General features: G+C 60.9%; 34 protein-coding genes. 33 read left to right on the top strand and 1 reads right to left on the bottom strand.

Features of this window, described 5'->3' with window-relative positions:
• Positions 1-60 precede the first annotated feature (60 nt).
• The 33 genes from rpoC to rplQ all read left to right on the top strand — a co-directional run bounded on the left by rpoC (position 61) and on the right by rplQ (position 22,731).
• Positions 61-4,278 carry a DNA-directed RNA polymerase subunit beta' gene (gene rpoC, locus QWY79_RS10790; RefSeq protein WP_290272602.1) on the top strand — a complete coding sequence of 1,406 codons (4,218 nt, stop codon included), beginning with the start codon at positions 61-63 and terminating at the stop codon, positions 4,276-4,278.
• Positions 4,279-4,458: 180 nt separating this feature from the next.
• Positions 4,459-4,833, top strand: a complete 375-nt coding sequence (gene rpsL / locus QWY79_RS10785; RefSeq protein ID WP_141320882.1) for a 30S ribosomal protein S12 — start codon at positions 4,459-4,461, stop codon at positions 4,831-4,833.
• A gap of 125 nt (positions 4,834-4,958) precedes the next feature.
• Positions 4,959-5,429 carry a 30S ribosomal protein S7 gene (gene rpsG, locus QWY79_RS10780; protein ID WP_013330989.1) on the top strand — a complete coding sequence of 157 codons (471 nt, stop codon included), beginning with the start codon at positions 4,959-4,961 and terminating at the stop codon, positions 5,427-5,429.
• A gap of 30 nt (positions 5,430-5,459) precedes the next feature.
• A complete protein-coding gene (gene fusA / locus QWY79_RS10775) occupies positions 5,460-7,580 on the top strand; it encodes an elongation factor G (RefSeq protein ID WP_290272599.1) in 2,121 nt (706 codons plus the stop codon).
• A gap of 29 nt (positions 7,581-7,609) precedes the next feature.
• Positions 7,610-8,803 (top strand): elongation factor Tu, encoded by a 1,194-nt coding sequence (tuf, locus tag QWY79_RS10770; protein WP_290272597.1) that lies wholly within the window; start codon positions 7,610-7,612, stop codon positions 8,801-8,803.
• 165 nt (positions 8,804-8,968) lie between these two features.
• Positions 8,969-9,280 (top strand): 30S ribosomal protein S10, encoded by a 312-nt coding sequence (rpsJ, locus tag QWY79_RS10765; protein ID WP_089848256.1) that lies wholly within the window; start codon positions 8,969-8,971, stop codon positions 9,278-9,280.
• 157 nt (positions 9,281-9,437) lie between these two features.
• Entirely contained in the window at positions 9,438-10,076 is a 639-nt protein-coding gene (gene rplC, locus QWY79_RS10760; protein ID WP_290272593.1) for a 50S ribosomal protein L3, read from the top strand.
• Between the two features lie 13 nt (positions 10,077-10,089).
• Positions 10,090-10,698 carry a 50S ribosomal protein L4 gene (rplD, locus tag QWY79_RS10755; protein ID WP_141320890.1) on the top strand — a complete coding sequence of 203 codons (609 nt, stop codon included), beginning with the start codon at positions 10,090-10,092 and terminating at the stop codon, positions 10,696-10,698.
• On the top strand, positions 10,695-10,991 hold the full coding sequence (gene rplW, locus QWY79_RS10750) for a 50S ribosomal protein L23 (protein ID WP_141320892.1): 297 nt from the start codon (positions 10,695-10,697) through the stop codon (positions 10,989-10,991). The genes rplD and rplW overlap by 4 nt, the downstream gene beginning before the upstream one ends.
• Before the next feature lie 17 nt (positions 10,992-11,008).
• Positions 11,009-11,839, top strand: coding sequence for a 50S ribosomal protein L2 (rplB, locus tag QWY79_RS10745; protein ID WP_290272591.1), 831 nt, complete (start codon positions 11,009-11,011; stop codon positions 11,837-11,839).
• A gap of 33 nt (positions 11,840-11,872) precedes the next feature.
• Positions 11,873-12,148, top strand: coding sequence for a 30S ribosomal protein S19 (gene rpsS, locus QWY79_RS10740; RefSeq protein ID WP_141320896.1), 276 nt, complete (start codon positions 11,873-11,875; stop codon positions 12,146-12,148).
• Between the two features lie 18 nt (positions 12,149-12,166).
• On the top strand, positions 12,167-12,499 hold the full coding sequence (gene rplV / locus QWY79_RS10735; RefSeq protein WP_141320898.1) for a 50S ribosomal protein L22: 333 nt from the start codon (positions 12,167-12,169) through the stop codon (positions 12,497-12,499).
• An 11-nt stretch (positions 12,500-12,510) separates the two neighbouring features.
• Positions 12,511-13,215: a 30S ribosomal protein S3 gene (gene rpsC, locus QWY79_RS10730; protein ID WP_141320900.1), complete on the top strand. Its 705-nt coding sequence runs from the start codon at positions 12,511-12,513 to the stop codon at positions 13,213-13,215.
• Positions 13,216-13,230: 15 nt separating this feature from the next.
• On the top strand, positions 13,231-13,644 hold the full coding sequence (gene rplP, locus QWY79_RS10725; RefSeq protein WP_141320902.1) for a 50S ribosomal protein L16: 414 nt from the start codon (positions 13,231-13,233) through the stop codon (positions 13,642-13,644).
• Positions 13,644-13,835: a 50S ribosomal protein L29 gene (gene rpmC / locus QWY79_RS10720; protein WP_141320904.1), complete on the top strand. Its 192-nt coding sequence runs from the start codon at positions 13,644-13,646 to the stop codon at positions 13,833-13,835. Before rplP ends, rpmC begins: the two co-directional genes overlap by 1 nt.
• Position 13,836: 1 nt before the next feature.
• Positions 13,837-14,097: a 30S ribosomal protein S17 gene (gene rpsQ / locus QWY79_RS10715; protein WP_141320906.1), complete on the top strand. Its 261-nt coding sequence runs from the start codon at positions 13,837-13,839 to the stop codon at positions 14,095-14,097.
• A 52-nt stretch (positions 14,098-14,149) separates the two neighbouring features.
• A complete protein-coding gene (gene rplN, locus QWY79_RS10710; RefSeq protein ID WP_064700141.1) occupies positions 14,150-14,521 on the top strand; it encodes a 50S ribosomal protein L14 in 372 nt (123 codons plus the stop codon).
• Positions 14,522-14,535: 14 nt separating this feature from the next.
• Complete coding sequence (gene rplX, locus QWY79_RS10705) at positions 14,536-14,853, top strand: 50S ribosomal protein L24 (RefSeq protein ID WP_141320908.1); 318 nt, start codon at positions 14,536-14,538, stop codon at positions 14,851-14,853.
• 18 nt (positions 14,854-14,871) lie between these two features.
• On the top strand, positions 14,872-15,411 hold the full coding sequence (gene rplE / locus QWY79_RS10700; RefSeq protein ID WP_141320910.1) for a 50S ribosomal protein L5: 540 nt from the start codon (positions 14,872-14,874) through the stop codon (positions 15,409-15,411).
• Between the two features lie 10 nt (positions 15,412-15,421).
• Positions 15,422-15,727 (top strand): 30S ribosomal protein S14, encoded by a 306-nt coding sequence (gene rpsN, locus QWY79_RS10695; RefSeq protein WP_141320912.1) that lies wholly within the window; start codon positions 15,422-15,424, stop codon positions 15,725-15,727.
• 32 nt (positions 15,728-15,759) lie between these two features.
• Positions 15,760-16,152 (top strand): 30S ribosomal protein S8, encoded by a 393-nt coding sequence (rpsH, locus tag QWY79_RS10690; RefSeq protein ID WP_290272580.1) that lies wholly within the window; start codon positions 15,760-15,762, stop codon positions 16,150-16,152.
• Between the two features lie 9 nt (positions 16,153-16,161).
• Entirely contained in the window at positions 16,162-16,692 is a 531-nt protein-coding gene (gene rplF, locus QWY79_RS10685) for a 50S ribosomal protein L6 (protein ID WP_290272578.1), read from the top strand.
• 9 nt (positions 16,693-16,701) lie between these two features.
• Positions 16,702-17,052 (top strand): 50S ribosomal protein L18, encoded by a 351-nt coding sequence (gene rplR / locus QWY79_RS10680; protein WP_141320918.1) that lies wholly within the window; start codon positions 16,702-16,704, stop codon positions 17,050-17,052.
• 11 nt (positions 17,053-17,063) lie between these two features.
• Entirely contained in the window at positions 17,064-17,564 is a 501-nt protein-coding gene (gene rpsE / locus QWY79_RS10675; RefSeq protein ID WP_141320920.1) for a 30S ribosomal protein S5, read from the top strand.
• Positions 17,565-17,569: 5 nt separating this feature from the next.
• Positions 17,570-17,752, top strand: a complete 183-nt coding sequence (gene rpmD, locus QWY79_RS10670) for a 50S ribosomal protein L30 (RefSeq protein WP_141320922.1) — start codon at positions 17,570-17,572, stop codon at positions 17,750-17,752.
• A gap of 3 nt (positions 17,753-17,755) precedes the next feature.
• Positions 17,756-18,190: a 50S ribosomal protein L15 gene (gene rplO / locus QWY79_RS10665; RefSeq protein WP_141320924.1), complete on the top strand. Its 435-nt coding sequence runs from the start codon at positions 17,756-17,758 to the stop codon at positions 18,188-18,190.
• Positions 18,191-19,522, top strand: coding sequence for a preprotein translocase subunit SecY (gene secY / locus QWY79_RS10660; RefSeq protein ID WP_290272572.1), 1,332 nt, complete (start codon positions 18,191-18,193; stop codon positions 19,520-19,522).
• Between the two features lie 51 nt (positions 19,523-19,573).
• Positions 19,574-19,687: a 50S ribosomal protein L36 gene (rpmJ, locus tag QWY79_RS10655; protein ID WP_141320928.1), complete on the top strand. Its 114-nt coding sequence runs from the start codon at positions 19,574-19,576 to the stop codon at positions 19,685-19,687.
• Between the two features lie 124 nt (positions 19,688-19,811).
• A complete protein-coding gene (rpsM, locus tag QWY79_RS10650; RefSeq protein WP_290272569.1) occupies positions 19,812-20,168 on the top strand; it encodes a 30S ribosomal protein S13 in 357 nt (118 codons plus the stop codon).
• Between the two features lie 39 nt (positions 20,169-20,207).
• Positions 20,208-20,594: a 30S ribosomal protein S11 gene (gene rpsK, locus QWY79_RS10645; RefSeq protein ID WP_141320932.1), complete on the top strand. Its 387-nt coding sequence runs from the start codon at positions 20,208-20,210 to the stop codon at positions 20,592-20,594.
• Between the two features lie 12 nt (positions 20,595-20,606).
• Positions 20,607-21,227: a 30S ribosomal protein S4 gene (gene rpsD, locus QWY79_RS10640; protein WP_141320934.1), complete on the top strand. Its 621-nt coding sequence runs from the start codon at positions 20,607-20,609 to the stop codon at positions 21,225-21,227.
• Between the two features lie 82 nt (positions 21,228-21,309).
• Positions 21,310-22,308: a DNA-directed RNA polymerase subunit alpha gene (locus QWY79_RS10635; protein ID WP_141320936.1), complete on the top strand. Its 999-nt coding sequence runs from the start codon at positions 21,310-21,312 to the stop codon at positions 22,306-22,308.
• A 39-nt stretch (positions 22,309-22,347) separates the two neighbouring features.
• Positions 22,348-22,731: a 50S ribosomal protein L17 gene (rplQ, locus tag QWY79_RS10630; protein WP_290272565.1), complete on the top strand. Its 384-nt coding sequence runs from the start codon at positions 22,348-22,350 to the stop codon at positions 22,729-22,731.
• 193 nt (positions 22,732-22,924) lie between these two features.
• Here rplQ and QWY79_RS10625 read toward each other — a convergent pair whose 3' ends face one another.
• Positions 22,925-23,122, bottom strand: coding sequence for a hypothetical protein (locus tag QWY79_RS10625; protein WP_290272563.1), 198 nt, complete (start codon positions 23,120-23,122; stop codon positions 22,925-22,927).
• Positions 23,123-23,210 lie beyond the last annotated feature (88 nt).

The raw sequence follows: 23,210 nt of genomic DNA, 5'->3' as shown, positions 1-23,210 counted from the left end.
TGACGGTCCGCGGGGGCGTGCGCGCCCCCGCCCATGACAACTCCGCAACGGAGCCGACCCATGAAAGATTTGGTGAAAGTCCTCAAATCGCAGTCTCAGTCCGACGAATTCGACGCGATCAAGATTACCCTGGCGTCGTCAGACATGATCCGCAGCTGGTCATTCGGCGAGGTCAAGAAGCCTGAGACCATCAATTACCGTACCTTCAAGCCGGAACGCGATGGCCTGTTCTGTGCCAAGATCTTCGGTCCGGTGAAGGATTACGAGTGCTTGTGCGGCAAGTACAAGCGCATGAAGCATCGCGGCATCATCTGCGAGAAGTGCGGCGTCGAGGTCACCAAGGCCGCCGTGCGCCGTGAACGCATGGGCCACATCGAGCTGGCCAGCCCGGTCGCGCACATCTGGTTCCTCAAGTCGCTGCCGTCGCGCATCGGCATGTTCCTGGACATGACCCTGCGTGATATCGAGCGCGTGCTGTACTTCGAAAGCTTCATGGTCGTCGACCCGGGCATGACCACGCTCGAGCGCGGTCAGCTGCTCAACGACGAACAGTACTTCGAGGCCCTCGAGGAATTCGGCGACGACTTCGATGCCCGCATGGGTGCCGAGGCCGTGCAGGCCATGCTCAAGGATATCGACCTCGACGAAGAGATCGAGCGTCTGCGCGAGGAACTGCCGCAGACCAACTCCGAGACCAAGATCAAGAAGCTGACCAAGCGCCTGAAGCTGCTGGAAGCTTTCCAGGGCTCCGGCAATGATCCGGCCTGGATGATCATGGAAGTGCTGCCGGTGCTGCCGCCGGACCTGCGCCCGCTGGTGCCGCTGGATGGCGGTCGCTTCGCGACCTCCGATCTCAACGATCTGTATCGGCGCGTGATCAACCGCAACAACCGCCTGAAGCGGCTGCTCGACCTCAATGCGCCGGACATCATCGTGCGCAACGAGAAGCGCATGCTGCAGGAAGCGGTCGACGCCCTGCTCGACAACGGCCGCCGCGGTCGCGCCATCACGGGCTCCAACAAGCGCCCGCTGAAGTCGCTGGCCGACATGATCAAGGGCAAGCAGGGACGTTTCCGTCAGAACCTGCTGGGCAAGCGTGTCGACTACTCCGGCCGCTCGGTCATCACCGTCGGCCCGACCCTGCGTCTGCATCAGTGCGGTCTGCCGAAGAAGATGGCGCTCGAGCTGTTCAAGCCGTTCATCTATTCCAAGCTGCAGCACAACGGCCAGGCCTCGACCATCAAGGCGGCCAAGAAGATGGTCGAGCGCGAGCTGCCCGAGGTCTGGGACATCCTCGCCGAGGTCATTCGCGAGCACCCGGTGCTGCTCAACCGTGCGCCGACCCTGCACCGTCTGGGCATCCAGGCGTTCGAGCCGCTGTTGATCGAGGGCAAGGCCATCCAGCTGCACCCGCTGGTATGTGCCGCCTACAATGCCGACTTCGACGGCGACCAGATGGCGGTGCACGTACCGCTGACCCTGGAAGCGCAGCTCGAGTCGCGCACCATGATGATGGCCACCAACAACGTGCTGTCACCGGCCAACGGCGAGCCGATCATCGTGCCGTCCCAGGACGTGGTGCTCGGGCTCTATTACATGACTCGCGAGCGCATCAACGCCAAGGGCGAGGGCATGGTGTTCGCCGGCCTCGACGAGGTCGAGCGGGCCTTCGGTACCCAGAGCGTGTCGCTGCATGCCCGCGTCAAGGTACGCCTCGATGAAGTGATCATCGAGGAAGAGGGCGGTGAAAAGACCTTCAGCCGCAAGATCTACGACACCACCGTGGGCCGTGCGCTGCTGTTCCGCATTCTGCCCGAGGGCGCGCCCTTCTCGCTGGTCGACCAGCCGATGAAGAAGAAGGCCATCTCGGCGCTGATCAACGAGGTGTATCGGCGTGCCGGCCTGAAACCGGCGGTGATCTTTGCCGACCAGTTGATGTACACCGGCTTCCGCATGGCGACCTGGTCCGGCGCTTCCATCGGCGTCAACGACTTCGTCATCCCGGATTCCAAGGCCGAGATCGTCGAGGGCGCCGAGGAAGAGGTCAAGGAAATCGAGGACCAGTTCTCCTCCGGTCTGGTGACCGCGGGCGAGAAATACAACAAGGTCATCGATATCTGGGCACGCGCCAATGACCAGGTCGCCAAGGCGATGATGACCGGTATCTCGAAGGAAAACGTGATCGACCGTGACGGTAACGAGGTCGAGCAGGATTCCTTCAACAGCGTCTTCATCATGGCCGACTCGGGTGCCCGCGGCAGTGCCGCCCAGATCCGTCAGCTGGCCGGCATGCGTGGCCTGATGGCCAAGCCGGATGGCTCGATCATCGAGACCCCCATCGTCGCCAACTTCCGTGAAGGCCTGAACGTACTGCAGTACTTCATCTCGACCCACGGCGCGCGCAAGGGCCTGGCGGACACGGCCCTGAAGACGGCCAACTCCGGGTATCTGACGCGGCGTCTGGTCGATGTCGCCCAGGACATGGTGATCACCGAGGCCGACTGCGGTACCGAGGAAGGCCTGACGCTGCATCCGGTCATCGAGGGCGGTGACATCATGGTCTCCCTGGCGCAGCGGGTGCTGGGCCGCGTGGTCGCCCAGGACGTGGTCGATCCCGAGTCCGAGGAAGTCCTGATTGCGCGTGGCACCCTGCTCGACGAGAAGTGGTGTGCCGAACTCGACACCATGGGCGTCGACGAGATCGTGGTGCGGGCCTCGATCACCTGTGAAACCAGTCACGGTATCTGCTCCGCCTGCTACGGTCGCGACCTGGCACGCGGTCATCAGGTCAACGTGGGCGAGTCCGTGGGTGTCATCGCCGCGCAGTCCATCGGCGAGCCGGGTACCCAGCTGACCATGCGTACCTTCCACATCGGTGGTGCCGCCTCGCGGGCCTCCGCCGTGGACAGCGTCCAGGTCAAGCACGGCGGTCGAGTGCGCCTGCACAACATGAAGCATGTCGAGCGCTCCGACGGCAAGCTGGTCGTGGTATCCCGCTCCAGTGCCCTGGCGGTCGCCGACGGCCATGGCCGCGAGCGTGAGTACTACAAGCTGCCGTATGGCGCCGAGCTGTCGGTCAAGAATGGCGACGAGGTCGAAGCGGGTCAGGCCGTGGCCAAGTGGGATCCGCATACCCACCCGATCGTCGCCGAGGCCGAAGGCCAGGTGCAGTACGCCGACATGGACGAAGGGGTCACCATCTACCGCAGCGTGGACGAGATGACCGGCCTGTCCTCCATCGAGGTCATCGAGTCGGCTGCTCGCCCGGTTTCCGGTCGTGACAAGCGCCCGATGATCCATCTGGCCGATGCCGCCGGCAATCCGGTGACCGTGCCGGGCTCCGATACGCCGGTGCAGTACCCGCTGCCGGGCAAGGCCATCGTGTCCGTCGACAACGGTGCCAGCATCGGCGTCGGCGAGGTGGTCGCGCGGATCCCGGTCGAAGCGACCGGCAACAAGGACATCACCGGTGGTCTGCCGCGTGTGGCCGACCTCTTCGAGGCGCGCAAGCCGAAAGAGCCGGCGCTGCTGGCCGAGACCAGTGGTGTCATCAGCTTCGGTAAGGAAACCAAGGGCAAGCGTCGCCTGACGATCACGCCGGAAGATGGCGAACCCTTCGAGATGCTGATTCCGAAGACGCGTCAGATCGCGGTCTTCGAAGGCGAGACCGTCGAGAAGGGCGAGGTGATCTCGGACGGCCCGAGCAACCCGCACGATATCCTGCGTCTGCTGGGCATCGCCGAGCTGGCCAAGTATATCGTCGCCGAGGTGCAGGACGTCTATCGCCTGCAGGGCGTGGGCATCAACGACAAGCACATCGAAGTGATCGTGCGTCAGATGCTGCGCAAGGTCGAAATCACCGAAGCCGGCGATTCCGACTTCCTGCCGGGCGACCAGGCGGAGCTGGTACGGGTTCTCGAGGCCAATGCGCGCCTGGAGCAGGAAGACAAGTTCCCGGCCAAGTACCAGCGTCTGCTGCTGGGCATCACCAAGGCCAGCCTGGCGACCGAATCGTTCATCTCCGCGGCCTCCTTCCAGGAGACCACGCGGGTGCTGACCGAGGCGGCCGTGACCGGCAAGCGCGACTACCTGCGTGGCCTCAAGGAAAACGTCGTTGTCGGCCGCTTGATTCCGGCGGGCACCGGACTGACGCACCATGCCGAGCGTCGCCGCAAGCGCGAGGATACCGAGCGTCTGGAACATCCGTCCGCACAGGATGTCGAGCAGGAGCTGGGTGCTCAGCTCACCGCGCTCGACTCGGATGACGACGAACTCTGATGGCCGAAGCTCAAGCACGGCGCCTGTCAAGGCGTCGTGCTTGACGTTGAGGCGTATCAGCCAGTAGAATGCGCAGCCTTTAACAGTGGGGTGGGTGCGCTCACGCCACTGGTGAAGTGCGCAAGACAGGAAGCGAACGGCTACTCGCTTCCGATTCAGGCAACCCATTTGGAGCAATAAATGGCAACGATCAATCAGCTCGTGCGCAAGCCGCGCAAGCGCCAGGCCGCCAAGAGCGACGTGCCGGCGCTGCAGGCTTGCCCGCAAAAGCGCGGCGTCTGCACCCGCGTTTACACTACCACGCCGAAGAAGCCGAACTCGGCCCTGCGTAAGGTCTGCCGCGTGCGCCTGACCAATGGCTACGAGGTCGCTTCCTACATCGGTGGTGAAGGTCACAACCTCCAGGAACACTCAGTGGTCCTGATCCGTGGTGGCCGCGTCAAGGACCTTCCGGGTGTGCGTTATCACACCGTTCGCGGTGCCCTGGATACCTCCGGCGTGCAGAACCGCAAGAAAGGCCGTTCCAAGTACGGCACCAAGCGTCCGAAGACCTGATCCAGGTCGTCGACGCCACGGCTACGGCCGACGAGATACCACTAGTCACGGTCTGATAAGAGTAAGGTCGAGCGCCCTTGAGTCGTCTCGGGTTTACCTGAAGGACCCTTCAACGAGGGCTTATCATGCCTAGAAGAAGAGTTGCGGCCAAGCGCGAAATCCTGCCGGATCCGAAGTTCGGAAGCGAGCGCCTGGCGAAGTTCATGAACCACCTGATGATCAGCGGCAAGAAGTCCGTAGCTGAGCGCATCGTCTATGGTGCGCTGGACAGGGTTGCCGAGCGTAGCAAGGAAGAGCCGCTGGAGATCTTCGACAAGGCGCTGGAAACCATCCAGCCGATGGTCGAGGTCAAGTCGCGCCGTGTTGGCGGGGCGACCTATCAGGTGCCGGTCGAAGTCCGTCCGTCCCGCCGTCAGGCGCTCGCCATGCGCTGGATGGTGGACGCGGCTCGTCGTCGCGGCGAGAAGACCATGGTGCAGCGTCTGGCTGGCGAGATGCTGGATGCCGCCGAAGGTAAAGGTTCGGCCGTCAAGAAGCGTGAAGACGTGCATCGCATGGCAGAAGCCAACAAGGCCTTCTCTCACTACCGCTTCTAAACCGCATCGCCAACCAACGGGAGTTACATCGTGGCTCGCAAGACTCCGCTAAAGCGTTACCGCAATATCGGTATCGTGGCTCACGTCGACGCCGGCAAGACCACCACGACCGAGCGTGTGCTGTTCTACACCGGCCTTTCGCACAAGGTCGGCGAAGTTCATGATGGCGCGGCCACCATGGACTGGATGCAGCAGGAACAGGAGCGTGGCATCACGATCACCTCCGCTGCGACGACCTGTTTCTGGCAGGGCATGAACAAGCAGTTCGATGAGCACCGCATCAACATCATCGACACCCCGGGGCACGTCGACTTCACCATCGAGGTCGAGCGTTCCCTGCGTGTACTCGACGGTGCCGTCGTGGTGCTGTGCGGTTCCTCCGGTGTGCAGCCGCAGACCGAGACCGTGTGGCGTCAGGCCAACAAGTACGAAGTCCCGCGCATGGTGTTCGTCAACAAGATGGACCGTGCCGGTGCCGACTACTTCATGGTCCTCGACCAGCTGAAGAGCAAGCTGGGCGCCAATGTCGTGCCGATCCAGATCAACTGGGGCGCGGAAGACAACTTCAAGGGCGTCATCGACCTCATCCAGATGAAGGGCATCCTCTGGGATGAAGCCAACTTCGGGATGAACTATGACCTGGTGGACATTCCGCCCGAGCTGCAGGGCAAGGCTCAGGAATACCGCGAGCACATGGTCGAGTCGGCGGCAGAAGCCTCTGAAGAGCTGATGGACAAGTACCTCGAAGAGGGCGACCTGTCCCAGGAAGACATCAAGGCCGGCCTGCGTCGTCGTACCCTCGACAACGAGATCGTCCTGGTGACCTGCGGCTCCGCGTTCAAGAACAAGGGCGTGCAGGCGGTGCTGGACGGTGTCATCGAGTACATGCCGTCTCCCACCGAGGTCAAGGCCATCGAGGGCGAGCTGGACGACAAGGACGGCACCGTCGCGACCCGTGAGGCCGACGACAAGGCGCCCTTCGCCGCTCTGGCGTTCAAGATCGCCACCGACCCCTATGTCGGTACCCTGACCTTCATTCGCGTCTACTCCGGCGTGCTGAAGTCCGGCGACAGCGTCTACAACTCCGTCAAGCAGAAGAAGGAGCGTGTCGGCCGTATCGTCCAGATGCACTCCAACTCCCGCGAGGAGATCAAGGAAGTGCTGGCCGGCGACATCGCCGCCTGCATCGGCCTCAAGGACGTTACCACTGGTGACACCCTGTGCGACCTGACCGACAAGATCGTTCTCGAGCGCATGGAGTTCCCGGATCCGGTGATTTCCGTGGCGGTCGAGCCGAAGTCCAAGCCCGATCAGGAAAAGATGGGCACGGCCCTCGGCAAGCTGGCCCAGGAGGATCCGTCCTTCCAGGTCAAGACCGACGAGGAAACAGGGCAGACCATCATCTCCGGCATGGGTGAGCTGCACCTGGACATCATCGTTGATCGCCTGCGTCGCGAGTTCAAGGTGGATGCCAACATCGGCAAGCCCCAGGTGGCCTACCGTGAAACCATCCGCCACAGTGTCGAGCAGGAAGGCAAGTTCGTCCGTCAGTCCGGCGGTCGTGGTCAGTACGGTCATGTGTATCTGCGCATCGAGCCGCTGACAGCCGAGGACAAGGGCGAAGACGAAGAAATGAACTTCAAGTTCGCTTCGGAAATCGTCGGCGGCGTGGTTCCCAAGGAATACGTGCCCGCTGTCGAGAAAGGGGCCTATGAGCAGCTTCAGAACGGTGTCATCGCGGGCTACCCGATGATTGACGTCAAGGTTACGCTGTTCGACGGTTCCTACCATGACGTGGACTCTAACGAGACCGCGTTCAAGGTCGCCTCTTCCATGGCGATCAAGGAAGGCGCTCCCAAGGCCAAGGCCGTGTTGCTCGAGCCGGTGATGAAGGTCGAAGTCGTGACACCCGAGGAATTCATGGGTGATGTGATGGGCGACCTCAACCGCCGTCGCGGCCTGGTGCATGGGATGGATGACTCGCCGACCGGCAAGATCATCAACGCCACCGTGCCGCTGGCTGAGATGTTCGGTTACGCAACCGACCTGCGCTCTCAGACACAGGGCCGCGCAAGCTACACCATGGAGTTTGCGGATTACGAAGAGGCGCCGTCCAGCGTCGTTGAAGCCGTCATCAATCAGAACGGTTAACCGTTAGCTAACGTAAAGAGGTCATAGCAGTGGCTAAGGAAAAATTCGAACGTTCCAAAACGCACGTCAACGTCGGCACCATCGGTCACGTCGACCATGGCAAGACCACGCTGACTGCGGCCCTGACTCGTGTGTCCGCTGAAGTCTTCGGCGGTGACGCCCGTGCGTTTGATTCCATCGACAACGCACCGGAAGAGCGTGAGCGTGGTATCACCATCGCCACCGCACACGTCGAGTACCAGTCCGAAGTGCGTCACTACGCACACGTCGACTGCCCGGGACACGCCGACTACGTCAAGAACATGATCACCGGTGCTGCCCAGATGGACGGTGCCATCCTGGTCTGTTCCGCTGCCGACGGCCCCATGCCGCAGACGCGCGAGCACATCCTGCTGTCTCGCCAGGTCGGCGTGCCGTCCATCGTCGTGTTCCTGAACAAGGCCGACATGGTCGACGACGAAGAGCTGCTCGAGCTGGTCGAAATGGAAGTCCGTGAACTCCTCAGCGAGTACGACTTCCCGGGTGACGACCTGCCGATCATCACCGGCTCCGCTCTGATGGCGCTGGAAGGCAAGGACGACAACGGCATGGGCACCACCGCCGTTGCCGAGCTGATCAAGGCCCTGGATGCCTACATTCCGGAGCCGGAGCGCGCCATCGATCAGCCGTTCCTGATGCCCATCGAGGACGTCTTCTCCATCTCCGGCCGCGGTACTGTGGTGACCGGTCGTGTCGAGCGCGGCATCGTCAAGGCCGGCGACGACGCTGAAATCGTCGGCATCAAGGACACCGTCAAGACCACCGTCACCGGTGTCGAGATGTTCCGCAAGCTGCTCGACGAAGGTCGTGCCGGCGAGAACATCGGTGCCCTGCTGCGTGGTACCAAGCGTGACGACGTCGAGCGTGGCCAGGTGCTGGCCAAGCCGAAGAGCATCACCCCGCACACCAAGTTCGAGGGTGAGGTCTACGTGCTGTCCAAGGACGAAGGCGGCCGTCACACGCCGTTCTTCAAGGGCTATCGTCCGCAGTTCTACTTCCGTACCACCGACATCACTGGTACCTGTGAACTGCCGGAAGGCATCGAGATGGTCATGCCGGGCGACAACGTCAAGATGGTCGTGACCCTGATCGCTCCGGTCGCCATGGATGACGGCCTGCGTTTCGCCGTGCGTGAAGGCGGTCGTACCGTCGGCGCCGGCGTCGTGGCCAAGATCGTCGAGTAAGTTTCACTACCGCTCGACCGATCGAAGGGGGCTCCGCGAGGAGCCCCCTTTCTTGCGCACCCAAGCAGGGGTTTGACTCCTGAGTTCGGGGCGCCTATAATGCGCATCCTTTGAATGCGTGGGTTGACGGCTCGCGCCGTCAAGATCCATTGGAGTTTAGGGCAAATGCAGAACCAGAAGATTCGCATTCGGTTGAAGGCTTTCGACCATCGCCTGATCGACCAGTCCGCTGCGGAGATCGTGGATACCGCCAAGCGTACCGGCGCCCAGGTCCGGGGTCCGATCCCTCTGCCGACCAATCGCGAGCGCTATACCGTGCTGGTTTCGCCGCACGTGAACAAGGACGCTCGTGACCAGTATGAGATTCGTACGCACAAGCGTGTGCTCGATATTGTCGAGCCGACCGAAAAAACCGTTGATGCGCTGATGAAGCTCGACCTCGCCGCCGGCGTGGACGTGCAGATCAAGCTCGACTGATACCACACTAGACACTCGCGGCCCAGCGTTCCTCGCCGAGCAATCCAGAGGTTCAGCAGCCGCCACGCCGGGATGGCGTTACACAACGTGCTAGTGGAATGCTCTGGAAAGGGCAGCCATAGCGGGTGATAGCCCCGTACACTAAAGGAGACTAAGCATGACTATCGGTTTGGTCGGTAAAAAGGCCGGGATGACCCGTGTCTTTACCGAAGACGGTGCCTCCGTGCCCGTAACCGTTATCGAAGTTGAGCCGAATCGCGTGACGCGTATCAAGTCCGTCGAGTCCGACGGTTACGCTGCGGTTCAGGTGACAACCGGCTCCCGCAAGGCCAAGCACCTGACGAAAGCCCAGGCGGGCGAGTTCGCCAAGGCAGGTGTCGAGGCCGGTCGTTCACTGATGGAGTTCCGCCTGGATGAAGGCGTCGAGGCTCCGCAGGTGGGCGGCGAAATCACCGTATCCCTCTTTGAAGCTGGTCAACGTGTCGACGTGACCGGTACCTCCAAGGGTAAAGGTTATCAAGGCGCCGTGAAGCGCTGGAATTTCCATACCCAGGACAACAGCCATGGTAACTCCCTGGCCCACCGTGCACCGGGCTCTATTGGCATGTGCCAGACGCCGGGTCGCGTGTTCAAGGGCAAGAAGATGGCCGGTCAGATGGGCAATGCCCGTTGCACCGTGTACACCCTGGAAGTCGTCCGTGTCGATGCCGAGCGCAATCTGTTGCTGGTCAAGGGTGCCGTTCCCGGTGCCACCGGCAGCGATGTGATCGTGCGCAGCGCCGTCAAAGCAGGCTGAGGGGAGTTAACCGATGAATCTGAATCTCGCAGGCGCCGGTGCCGGCACCATCGAAGTGTCCGATGTCACCTTCGCCAAAGATTTCAACGAAGCACTCGTGCATCAGGTCGTCACCGCCTATCTGGCCGGTGGTCGTCAGGGTACTCGTGCTCAGAAGAACCGCTCCGACGTCCGTGGCGGCGGCAAGAAGCCGTGGCGTCAGAAGGGCACCGGCCGTGCCCGTGCCGGCACCATCCGCTCGCCGATCTGGCGTGCCGGTGGCGTGACCTTTGCAGCGCGTCCGCAGGACCACTCGCAGAAGGTCAACCGCAAGATGTATCGCGCCGCCATGCGCTCGATCCTGTCCGAACTGGTTCGTCAGGAGCGCCTGGTTGCCGTCGATAGCTTCGCGGTCGACAGCCCGAAGACCAAGCAACTGGCTGCCAAGCTCGGTGAGCTGAACCTGGAAAAGGTTCTGATCGTCACTGAAGAAGTCGACGAGAACCTCTACCTCGCCGCCCGCAACATCCCCAACGTGGATGTCGTGGATGTCGCCGCCGCCGATCCGGTGAGCCTGGTCGCCTTCGACAAGGTGCTGGTCACCGTCTCCGCACTGCGCCAATTCGAGGAGAAGCTGGCATGAACCAGGAACGTGTATTCAAGGTCCTGCTGGGTCCGCACGTGACCGAGAAGGCCGCCATGGCTGCCGAGCGCAATCAGTATGTGTTCAAGGTGGCGGACGACGCGACCAAGCCCGAGATCAAGGTGGCCGTCCAGGAACTCTTCGGCAAGAAGGTCGACAGCGTTCAGGTCCTGAACATCAAGGGCAAGACCAAGCGTTCCGCGAACGGTCTCGGTCAGCGCAAGGGTTATCGCAAGGCGTATGTCACATTGGCCGCCGGCGAAACGCTTGAAGACTTCTCTGGCGCCGAATAAGGGCAGGAGTACGGATCATGGCAATCGTCAAGACTAAACCCACATCCGCCGGTCGTCGCCACGTCGTCAAGATCGTCGGCGAGGAACTGCACAAGGGCCGCCCCTACGCGCCCTTGCTCGAAAAGCAGTCGCGTTCCGGTGGGCGTAACAACAACGGCCGCATCACTACCCGTCACACGGGCGGTGGTCACCGTCAGCATTATCGGATCATCGATTTCAAGCGCACCAAGGATGGCGTTCCCGCCACCGTCGAGCGCCTGGAACATGACCCGAACCGCAGCGCCCATATCGCGCTGCTCAAGTACTCCGATGGCGAGCGTCGCTACATCATCGCGCCGCGTGGCGTGAAGGCCGGCGATCGTCTCGAGTCCGGTGTGAATGCGCCGATCAAGAAGGGCAATACCCTCCCGCTGCGTAATATTCCGTTGGGTTCCACGGTGCATTGCATCGAGCTCAAGCCTGGCAAGGGCGCCCAGCTCGCTCGCAGCGCCGGTACCAGCGCGCAGCTGGTGGCACGTGAAGGCAGCTACGCCACGCTGCGTCTCCGCTCCGGCGAGATGCGCAAGGTGCTGTCCGAGGGCCGTGCCACCCTGGGTGAAGTGAGCAACACCGAGCACAGCCTGCGTCAGCTTGGCAAGGCCGGTGCGAAGCGCTGGAGAGGTTCGCGCCCATCTGTTCGCGGTGTCGCCATGAACCCGGTGGATCACCCGCACGGTGGCGGTGAAGGCCGCACCAGCGGTGGTCGTCATCCGGTGTCTCCGTGGGGTATGCCCACCAAGGGCTACAAGACCCGCAAGAACAAGCGCACCGACAAGCTGATCGTCCGTCGCCGCAAGGCCCGGAAATAAGATCCAACGCCAAGACATCAAGAGGTAACGGCTGTGCCACGTTCACTGAAGAAAGGTCCTTTTATTGACCTTCACCTGTTGAAGAAGGTTGAGGCTGCAGTGGAAAAGAACGATCGCAAACCGATCAAGACCTGGTCGCGTCGTTCGATGGTCCTGCCCAACATGGTCGGGCTCACCATTGCGGTCCATAACGGTCGCCAACACGTCCCGGTGCACGTCTCCGAGGAAATGGTTGGCCACAAGCTGGGCGAATTCGCTGCCACCCGCACTTATCGCGGTCATGCGGCGGACAAGAAAGCCAAACGGTAAGCCGAGAGAGGATTAGAGATGGAAGTCACAGCAAAGCTGCGTGGCGCTCGTTTATCCGCCCAGAAGGCCCGTTTGGTGGCTGACCAGGTGCGCGGTAAACCTGTCGCCGAGGCGCTCGATCAGCTGACCTTCTCGCCGAAGAAGGCCTCCAAGCTGGTCAAGAAGGTGCTGCAGTCCGCCATCGCGAATGCGGAAGAAAACAATGGCATGGATATCGACGAGCTGCGTGTCTCGACCATCTGCGTCGATGAGGGCATGACGCTCAAGCGCATTCGGCCGCGGGCCAAGGGCCGCGCGGACCGTATCCTGAAGCGCACCTGCCACATCACCGTCAAGGTAGCCGAGAAGTAGGAGTCGACCAGATGGGTCAGAAAGTCAATCCAACAGGCATCCGCCTGGGTATCGTCAAGGACCATACCTCAGTCTGGTATGCCGAGCGCGGCGCCTATGCCGAGAAGCTGGTAAACGATCTCGAGGTGCGTCGTTTCCTCGAGAAGCGTCTGCAGAACGCGTCCGTCAGCCATATCATCATCGAGCGTCCCGCCAACAATGCGCGTATCACCATCCACACGGCGCGTCCGGGGATCGTGATCGGCAAGAAGGGCGAGGATGTCGACAAGCTGCGGCGTGAGCTCTCCGAGATGATGGGCGTGCCGGTGCACGTCAACATCGAGGAAGTCCGCAAGCCGGAGCTCGATGCCAAGCTCGTCGCCCAGAACATTGCCGGCCAGCTCGAGCGCCGTGTCATGTTCCGCCGCGCCATGAAGCGTTCCGTGCAGAACGCCATGCGCCTGGGTGCCGGCGGTATCAAGGTCGAGCTCTCCGGTCGTCTCGGCGGTGCCGAAATCGCTCGTAACGAGTGGTACCGCGAGGGCCGCGTGCCGCTGCACACCCTGCGTGCGGACATCGACTTCGCTACCTACGAAGCCCAGACCACCTACGGCATCATTGGTGTCAAGGTCTGGATCTTCAAGGGTGAAATCCTCGGGGGCATTGAGGAGGTCCGCGCCAAGGCCAAGCAGACGCAAGGCCAGAACGCGCCCTCCAAGAAGAAAGGTTCCAAGTAAGGGGAGAGCGAATCGATGTTACAACCTAAGCGTCTCAAGTATCGCAAGGTGCAGAAAGGCCGTAACCGCGGCCTGGCACAGCGCGGCAACAAGGTAAGCTTCGGCGAGTATGGTCTCAAGGCCACTGGTCGCGGCCGCGTCACCGCCCGTCAGATCGAGGCCGGTCGTCGTGCGATCACGCGCCACGTCAAGCGTGGCGGCAAGATCTGGATCCGGGTCTTCCCCGACAAGCCGATCTCCAAGAAGCCCCTCGAAGTTCGTATGGGTAAGGGTAAGGGCTCTGTCGAGTACTGGGTCGCACAGATCCAGCCCGGCCGTGTCCTGTACGAGATCGAAGGCGTATCCGAGGAGCTGGCTCGCGAGGCATTTGGCCTGGCTGCGCAGAAGTTCCCGGTCTCCACCACCTTTGTGAAACGGACGGTGATGTGATGAAAGCCCAGGAAATTCGCGACAAGTCAGCCGAACAGCTCCAGGAGCAGCTCTTTGAACTCCTCCGCGAGCAGTTCAACCTGCGCATGCAGAAGGCCACCGGCCAGTTGAGCCAGACTCATCTGCTCAAGCAGGTTCGTCGGGATATTGCCCGTGTGAAGACTGTGCTCAACGAGAAGGCAGGTGTCTGAGATGGCCGAAGCAAATAACACGCGTACGCTCATCGGCAAGGTGGTGAGCGACAAGATGGACAAGTCCATCGTGGTCATGATCGAGCGTCGTGAGCGCCACCCGATCTATGGCAAGTATGTCAAGCGCTCCACCAAGCTGCACGCCCATGACGCGACCAACCAGGCCAAGGCCGGCGATACGGTGTCCATTGAGGAGTGCCGTCCGCTGTCCAAGAACAAGGCTTGGACGCTGGTCGAAGTCGTCGAACAGGCCAAGGGTTGATCGGCTCACGCCAGTCAAGCCTGCGCAGTCAGATTAGGTTTGGAGAAAACCGATGATTCAGACTCAGACAATGCTGGATGTCGCCGACAACAGCGGGGCGCGCCGGGTGCAGTGCATCAAGGTGCTCGGTGGTTCACACCGCCGTTATGCCCGCGTTGGTGACATCATCAAAGTCACGGTGAAGGAAGCCATCCCGCGAGGCCGGGTCAAGAAAGGCCAGGTCCTCAAGGCAGTGGTTGTCCGCACCCGTAGTGGCGTCCGTCGTAACGACGGCTCGCTGATTCGCTTCGATGGAAATGCGGCCGTCTTGTTGAACAACATCAACGAGCAGCCGGTCGGTACCCGGATCTTCGGTCCGGTTACCCGTGAGCTTCGCAATGAGAAGTTCATGAAGATCATTTCCTTGGCGCCTGAAGTGCTGTAAGGAGCGAGGCGGATATGCAAAAGATCAAACGTGACGACGAAGTTATCGTCATCGCCGGAAAGGACAAGGGCAAGCGTGGCACCGTCAAGCGCGTCCTCAAGGACGAGCGCTATGTGGTGTCCGGTGTGAACATGATCAAGCGTCACACCAAGCCGAACCCCATGGCGGGCAATCAGGGCGGTATCGTCGAGCGCGAAGCTCCGATTCACGCTTCCAACGTTGCCATCTTCAACCAGGAGACCGGTAAAGCGGACCGCGTCGGCTTCCAGGTTCAGGATGACGGTACCAAGGTACGTATCTACAAGTCGACGCAAGCGCAGATCGACGCTTAACGCGAGTCGGGTAGCAAAATGGCGAACTTGAAAGAACGTTATCAAAACGAGGTGGCAGCTCAGCTGCAAGAGCAGTTCAGCTACGCCAACGTTATGCAGGTGCCTCGGATCACCAAGGTGACTCTGAACATGGGCATCGGCGACGCGATCAGCGACAAGAAGCTGATCGACAACGCCATCGGCGACCTGGAGAAGCTTTCCGGTCAGAAGCCGCTGGTAACCAAGGCACGCAAGTCCATCGCGGGCTTCAAGGTGCGTGAAAGCTGGCCGATCGGGATCAAGGTCACCCTGCGCCGCGAGCGCATGTGGGACTTCCTCGATCGCCTGGTGAATATCGCGATCCCCCGTGTTCGCGACTTCCGTGGTCTCAACCCGAAGTCCTTCGATGGCCGTGGTAACTATTCCATGGGGGTGCGTGAGCAGATCATCTTTCCTGAGATCGAATATGATAAGATCGATCAGGTCCGTGGTCTGGATGTCACCATCACCACCTCTGCCAATACTGACGAAGAAGGCCGTGCACTGCTGAGTGCACTGAACTTCCCGTTCAAGAAATAAGGGTGGGATCATGGCAAAGAAGAGCATGGTAGAACGTGAGGACAAGCGCACCAAGCTGGTAGCCAAGTATGCTGCCAAGCGCGCTGAACTCAAGGCGATTATTCACGACGTCAATGCCTCCGACGAAGAGCGCTTCGACGCACAGCTCAAGTTGCAGAAGCTGCCGCGTGACTCCAGCCCGGTTCGTCAGACGAACCGCTGCAGCATCACCGGTCGTCCGCACGGCTACTACAACAAGTTCGGCCTCGGCCGCAACAAGCTGCGTGAAGCCGCCATGCGTGGCGACGTCCCTGGCCTCAAGAAGTCCAGCTGGTAACGCCACGCAGAATCATCAGGAGCGCAACGTAAATGAGCATGCAAGACACTCTGGCGGATATGTGCACTCGTATTCGCAATGCGCAGATGGCCACCAAGGAGACGGTTTCCATGCCGTCCTCCAAGCTCAAGGTCGAGGTGGCCCGCGTGCTGAAGGAAGAAGGTTTCGTGGCTGACTATGCCGTCGATGGCTCCGTCAAGCCGGAGCTGAACGTGACCCTCAAGTACTTCGAAGGCAAGCCGGTCATCGAACATCTGCAGCGGGTCTCCAAACCGTCCCTGCGCAGCTACAAGGGCAAGGATACCCTGCCCAAGGTAGCCGACGGTCTGGGTATCGCGATCGTCACCACCTCCAACGGGGTGATGACCGACCGTGCGGCTCGTCAGGCTGGTATCGGTGGCGAAGTCATCTGCACCGTATTCTAGGAGTTTGGAATGTCCCGCGTAGCCAAATATCCGGTTAAACTGCCTAGCGGCGTTGACATCACGCTCGAAGGCGATCAACTGTCCGTGAAGGGTGGTCAGGGCGAACTGTCCATGACCATTCATTCCGATGTGGCCGTCGGCCAGGAAGACGGACAGCTGACCTTCCAGCCGAGCGAGTCCGCCCGGAGCTGGGCAATGGTCGGCACGACCCGTGCACTGGTGCAGAACCTGGTCACGGGCGTGTCCGAGGGCTTTACCCGGTCCCTCGAAATCAATGGCGTCGGTTATCGCGCTCAAGCGAACGGCCAGACGCTCAACCTGACACTGGGCTTCTCACACCCGGTCGAGTATCAACTGCCTGAGGGTGTCACGGCCGAAACGCCGAAGAACACCACCATCGTGCTGAAGAGCGCGGACAAGCAGAAGCTCGGCCAGGTTGCCGCGGAAATCCGCGCCTTCCGTCCGCCCGAGCCCTACAAGGGCAAGGGTATCCGGTACGGCGACGAGCAGATCCGCCGTAAAGAAGCCAAGAAGAAGTAAGGCAGGGTTATGAACGCGAAGAAAGAATCTCGTCTCCGTCGTGCCCGCCGCGCTCGCGCCAAGATGCGCGAGCAGGGCGTGTATCGCCTGTGCGTCAATCGTACCCCGCGCCACATCTATGCGCAGATCATCTCGCCGGATGGTGGCAAGGTGCTGGCCAGCGCTTCTACGCTGGACAAGGCGCTGCGCGAGGGAGCGACGGGCAACGTCGACGCCGCCACCCAGGTGGGCTCGATGATTGCCGAGCGCGCCAAGCAGGCTGGCATCACCCAAGTGGCTTTCGATCGTGCCGGGTTCAAGTACCACGGTCGCGTCAAGGCCCTGGCCGACGCCGCTCGTGAAGGCGGCCTGGAATTCTAAAGGGTTTTACGATGGCGAAGAATGAACAGCAAGACGGCGATCTGCAGGAAAAGCTCGTGCAGGTCAACCGTGTCGCCAAGGTGGTCAAGGGTGGTCGAATCTTCGGCTTCACCGCACTGACCGTCGTGGGCGACGGTAACGGCCGTGTCGGTTTCGGTCGCGGCAAGGCTCGCGAGGTCCCGGTGGCGATTCAGAAGGCCATGGACCAGGCGCGTCGCAACATGGTCAAGGTCAACCTGTCGGGCAGCACCCTGCAGTATTCCGTCAAGGCGCGTCACGGCGCGTCCAAGGTCTACATGCAGCCGGCGTCCGAGGGTACCGGGATCATCGCTGGCGGTGCCATGCGTTCCGTGCTCGAAATGGCCGGCGTCCATGACGTCCTGGCCAAGTGCTATGGCTCCACTAACCCGGTAAATGTGGTGCGCGCGACCGTCAATGGTCTGGCCGCACAGCGTTCGCCGGAAGACGTGGCCGCCAAGCGCGGTCTGTCAGTCGAAGCGATCACGGGGTAAAAACCATGTCAGCAACGATCAAGGTTACCCAGACCCGCAGTACCATCGGCGTACTGGCCAAGCACAAGGCCACCATGAAAGGCCTCGGCCTGCGTCGCATCGGTCACACGGTTGAGCTGGAAGACACCCCCGCCGTGCGCGGCATGATCCACAAGGTCACCTACCTTGTGCGTGTTGAGGGAGAGTAATCCATGAAACTCAATAGCCTGAGCCCGGCACCGGGCTCCAAGCACGCCGAGAAGCGCGTCGGTCGTGGCATGGGCTCCGGTCTGGGCAAGACCGGTGGCCGTGGCCACAAGGGCCTCAAGTCGCGCAGCGGTGGTAGCGTTCAGCCAGGCTTCGAAGGCGGCCAGATGCCGCTGCAGCGTCGCCTGCCGAAGTTCGGCTTCACCTCCGCCAAGGCGATGGTTTCCGAGGAAGTCCGCCTGGCCGAACTCGGCCGGGTCGAGGGTGGCGAAGTCACCCTGGAAAGCCTCAAGCAAGCCAACGTGCTCAAGGATGCCACGCGTCATGCCAAGGTCATCCTTTCCGGCGATCTGAACAAGGCGGTCACGGTCCGCGGTCTCAAGGTCACCAAGGGTGCCCGTGCCGCGATCGAAGCCGCCGGCGGCAAAGTAGAGGACTAAATGGCCAAGTCAGGAAACATGCCGGCGAAGGGCAGCGGTCTGAGTGAACTGTGGGCGCGTCTGCGCTTCGTGCTCCTCGCCATCGTGGTCTACCGTATTGGTGCCCACATCCCCGTTCCCGGTATCAATCCTGACCAGCTTGCTGCCTTGTTCAGGGAGCAGCAGGGCACCATCCTGGGCATGTTCAACATGTTCTCGGGCGGTGCCCTGGAGCGCATGAGTATCCTCGCGCTGGGCATCATGCCCTACATCTCGGCGTCGATCATCATGCAGCTGCTGACGGCCGTCTCGCCTCAACTCGAGCAGTTGAAGAAGGAAGGCGAGGCCGGTCGTCGCAAGATCAGTCAATACACCCGCTACGGCACGGTGTTTCTGGCGCTGATCCAGGCGACCGGCATGTCCGTGGGACTCGCCAGCCAGGGGATCGCCTACACGGCTGATTTCAGCTTCTATTTCACCGCCATCGTGACCTTCGTGTGCGGTGCGGTGTTCCTGATGTGGCTGGGTGAGCAGATCACCGAGAAGGGCATCGGCAATGGCATTTCACTGCTGATCTTCGCGGGTATCGTGGCCGGCTTCCCGGGTGCTATCGGGCAGGCTTTCGAGTTGGCCCGTAACGAAGGTGCCTGGAACGTGCTGCCGCTGTTGGCGCTTTCCGCCCTGGGTATTGCCACCGTGGCGTTCATCGTCTTCATCGAGCGCGGCCAGCGTCGCCTCACGGTGAACTATCCGCGCCGTCAGGTCGGAAACAAGATGTATGCCGGCCAGAGCAGCTACCTGCCGCTGAAGGTCAACATGGCGGGTGTCATCCCGGCCATCTTCGCCTCGAGCATTCTGCTGTTCCCGGCCTCGCTGGGTCAGTGGATCGGTGCCGGGGATGGCATGGAGTGGCTGCAACGGGCTTCCCAGGCACTGGCGCCGGGGCAGCCACTTTACATCTTGCTTTTCGCAGCAGCGGTGGTATTCTTCTGCTTCTTTTACACAGCGCTGGTCTTCAATCCCAAGGATGTCGCCGACAACCTCAAGAAGTCGGGGGCCTTCCTGCCGGGTATTCGCCCCGGTGAGCAGACCTCTCGCTACGTCGACAAGGTCATGACCCGTCTGACCTTGTTCGGTGCTCTCTACATCACTGCGGTTTCCCTGATGCCCCAGTTCCTGATCGTGGCGTGGAACGTGCCGTTCTTCTTCGGCGGTACCTCGCTGTTGATCGTGGTTGTGGTCATCATGGACTTCATGTCTCAGGTGCAGTCGCACCTCATGTCGCACCAATACGAGTCGGTGATGAAGAAGTCGAACCTGAAAGGCTACGGCAGCGGCGGTGTCACGCGCTGAAGGCGCCGCCAATCGATCTGGCGCGCCGCGAGCTGAATTTGGAGAAAGAACATGAAAGTTCGAGCTTCCGTGAAGAAAATGTGCCGCAAGTGCAAGATCATTCGCCGCAATGGCGCCGTGCGCGTCATCTGCAGCGAGCCGCGGCACAAGCAGCGCCAGGGCTGAAGCCCTGGGCTGTAATGAACCGGGTGCCGGCATGCCCCTTGCCCTGTGAACGGGAAAGGGGTATGCTGTTGCGCCTTTTAAAGATGATTAAACGAGCAAGCCGCTCAAACTTCGGAGTAAGCTGATGGCCCGTATTGCAGGCGTCAATATCCCGGACAACAAGCATGCGGCGATCTCGCTGACCTACATCTTCGGGATTGGCCACACCACCGCACAGGATATCTGTGTGGCGGCTGGCATCGCTCCGACCACCAAGGTCCAGGAACTGTCTTCTGAAGAAGTCGACACCCTGCGTGCCGAGGTCGGCAAGCATACCGTTGAAGGCGATCTACGTCGTGAAGTCACGCTTAACATCAAGCGTCTCATGGACCTGGGTTGCTATCGTGGTCTGCGTCATCGTCGTGGTCTTCCGCTGAACGGTCAGCGTACCAAGACCAATGCGCGTACCCGCAAGGGCCCGCGCAAGCCGATCCGCAAATAACACGCACGTTCTGGCGTAACGACAGGAATAGACATCAACATGGCTAACCCGCGTAGCAACCGTAAAAAGGTTAAAAAGCAGGTAGTGGATGCGGTCGCGCATATCCACGCCTCTTTTAACAACACGATCATTACGATCACAGACCGCCAGGGCAACGCTCTCTCTTGGGCGACTGCCGGTGGTTCGGGTTTTCGTGGTTCTCGCAAGAGCACCCCGTTCGCTGCTCAAGTGGCAAGTGAACGTGCAGCAACTGCTGCAGCCGACTATGGTGTGAAAAACGTCGACGTGCTGGTCAAAGGCCCCGGTCCTGGCCGTGAATCCGCCGTGCGTGCACTCAATGCCGCCGGCTTCCGCGTGCAAAGCATCACCGACGCGACGCCCATTCCGCACAATGGCTGCCGTCCGCCGAAGAAACGCCGCGTTTAAGGAGACAGATTCATGGGACGTTATATTGGACCGAAGTGCAAGCTGTCTCGTCGTGAGGGCACCGACCTCTTCCTCAAGAGCGGTGTAACTCCCTTCGAGAAGAAGTGCAAATCCGAACAGATTCCGGGTGTGCACGGCCAGCGTCGTCAGCGTATTTCCGAATACGGCTTGCAGCTTCGCGAGAAGCAGAAAGTACGCCGCATGTACGGCGTGCTGGAAAAGCAGTTCCGCAACTACTACAAGGAAGCGGCCCGTCAGAAGGGCGCGACCGGCGAGGTGTTGCTGCAGCTGCTCGAATCCCGACTGGACAACGTCGTCTACCGCATGGGCTTCGGCTCCACGCGCTCCGAGGCACGTCAACTGGTCAGCCACAAGGCGATCGCGGTCAACGGCCGTAGCGTCAATGTGGCGTCCTACAAGGTCAAGCCGGGTGATGTGGTCTCCGTCCGCGAGAAGGCCAAGAACCAGGCCCGCATCCAGAATGCTCTGGGCATTGCCGCCAACCGTGGCGACGTCGCCTGGGTCGAGACGGATGCCAAGAAGATGGAAGGCACTTTCAAGGCTCTGCCTGAACGCGGTGACCTGTCTGCCGACATCAACGAAAACCTGATCGTCGAGCTGTACTCGAAATAAGCGGCCAGGCCGTGCTGCTTCCCGGTGACGGGAAGCAGCTTTCAGTACCGAGTATCCGTTTGGCAGCCTGATAGGTGTTCATATGCAGCGTTCAGTGACAGAGTTTCTCCGTCCTCGCGATATCAAGGTCGAAGAGACCAGCGCACACCACGCGAAGATCGTGCTAGAACCCTTCGAGCGTGGTTTCGGCCACACTCTGGGGAATGCTCTGCGTCGTATCCTGCTCTCGTCCATGCCCGGCTGTGCCGTGGTCGAGGCCGAGATCCAGGGTGTCGAGCACGAGTACAGCGCGATCGAGGGTGTTCAGGAAGACGTCATCGAAATCCTCCTGAACCTCAAGGACGTGGCGATCAAGATGCATAGCCGCGACGAGGCGGTGCTCTCGCTGAACAAGCAGGGCCCGGCCGTCGTGACTGCGGGCGACATCGCTCTCGACCACGATGTCGAGGTCGTCAATCCCGAGCATGTCATTGCTCACGTCAACGAAGGTGCAGAGCTGAAGATGCAGCTCAAGATCGCACGCGGCCGTGGCTACGAGCCTGCCGATGTGCGTGGCGAAGGCGACGACGAGTCTCGCACTATCGGCCGCCTGCAGCTGGATGCAACCTTCAGCCCCGTGCGTCGCGTTTCGTATTCCGTCGAAGCGGCTCGTGTCGAGCAGCGTACTGACCTCGACAAGCTGATCATCGACCTGGAAACCGACGGCACCCTGGATCCGGAAGAGGCGATCCGTCGCAGCGCAACCATCCTGCAGGAGCAGCTGGCCGCGTTTGTCGACCTGGAAGCCGACAAGGAACAGGAAGTCGAAGAGGAAGAGGATCATATCGATCCGATCCTGCTGCGCCCCGTAGACGATCTCGAGTTGACCGTTCGCAGCGCCAACTGCCTGAAAGCCGAGAATATCTACTACATCGGAGACCTCATTCAGCGCACCGAAGTCGAGCTGCTGAAGACTCCGAACCTCGGCAAGAAGTCGTTGAACGAGATCAAGGACGTGTTGGCCGCCCGTGGCCTGTCCCTTGGCATGCGGCTGGACAACTGGCCACCCGCTAGCCTGAAGGACGACAAGGCCTCCGCGTGAGCGTCGACTCGAGTCCCAGTTTGGTAAGGAATTACAACCATGCGTCATCGTAAGAGTGGTCGTCACCTGAATCGTAACAGCTCGCATCGTCAGGCCATGTTCAAGAACATGTGCGTGTCGCTGGTCGAGCATGAAATGATCAAGACAACCCTGCCCAAGGCCAAGGAGCTGCGTCGTCATATCGAGCCGCTGATCACCCTGGCCAAGCAGGACAGCGTCGCGAATCGTCGTCTGGCCTTCAGCCGTACCCGCTCCAAGGAAGCGGTCGGCAAGCTCTTCAATGAGCTGGGTCCGCGTTATTCCGAGCGCCCGGGCGGTTACGTCCGTGTGCTGAAGTGCGGCTACCGCACCGGCGATAACGCGCCCATGGCCTACGTCGAACTCGTCGACCGTCCGGTCATCGAGGAAGTCGCCGAGGACTGATCCTCGCGCGATCTCGTGGCGAAACAAAACCGGCTCCCTCAGGGGGGCCGGTTTTTTTACGCCCGGCTGCGCCGGGAGCTGGAAGAAGTAAGAACGGCGCTTCGCGCCTTGAAGAGGTAAGAACGCGGCTGGCGCCGCTGGAAGAAGGAAGGGAACCCGCCCGGGCTTCGCCCGGAGCTATAAGCCGTAAGCTTTAAGTTGGAAGAAAACCATTGACCCAGAGGCTGAGGGTTTCATGCTGCCTTCCTTCTTCCTTCTTCCTTCTTCCTTCTTCCTTCTTCCTTCTTCCTTCTTCCTTCTTCCTTCTTCCTTCTTCCTTCTTCCTTCTTCCTTCTTCCTTCTTCCTTCTTCCTTCTGGTGTGACCCCGAAAAAGTAGACACCTTGTCTCAAGCCGCTAACTCATAGGCTCTGGGCGCCACTCCGCCCAGAGTCTCGTGAGCACGGATTCCATCATAATACTCACAGATGTAATAGCGCA

The sequence above is a fragment of the Halomonas sabkhae genome, from assembly GCF_030409265.1.
Lineage (GTDB): Bacteria > Pseudomonadota > Gammaproteobacteria > Pseudomonadales > Halomonadaceae > Halomonas > Halomonas halmophila.
The sequence above is the reverse complement of the archived record's forward strand: the minus strand, read 5'-3'. Positions and strand labels throughout refer to the sequence as shown.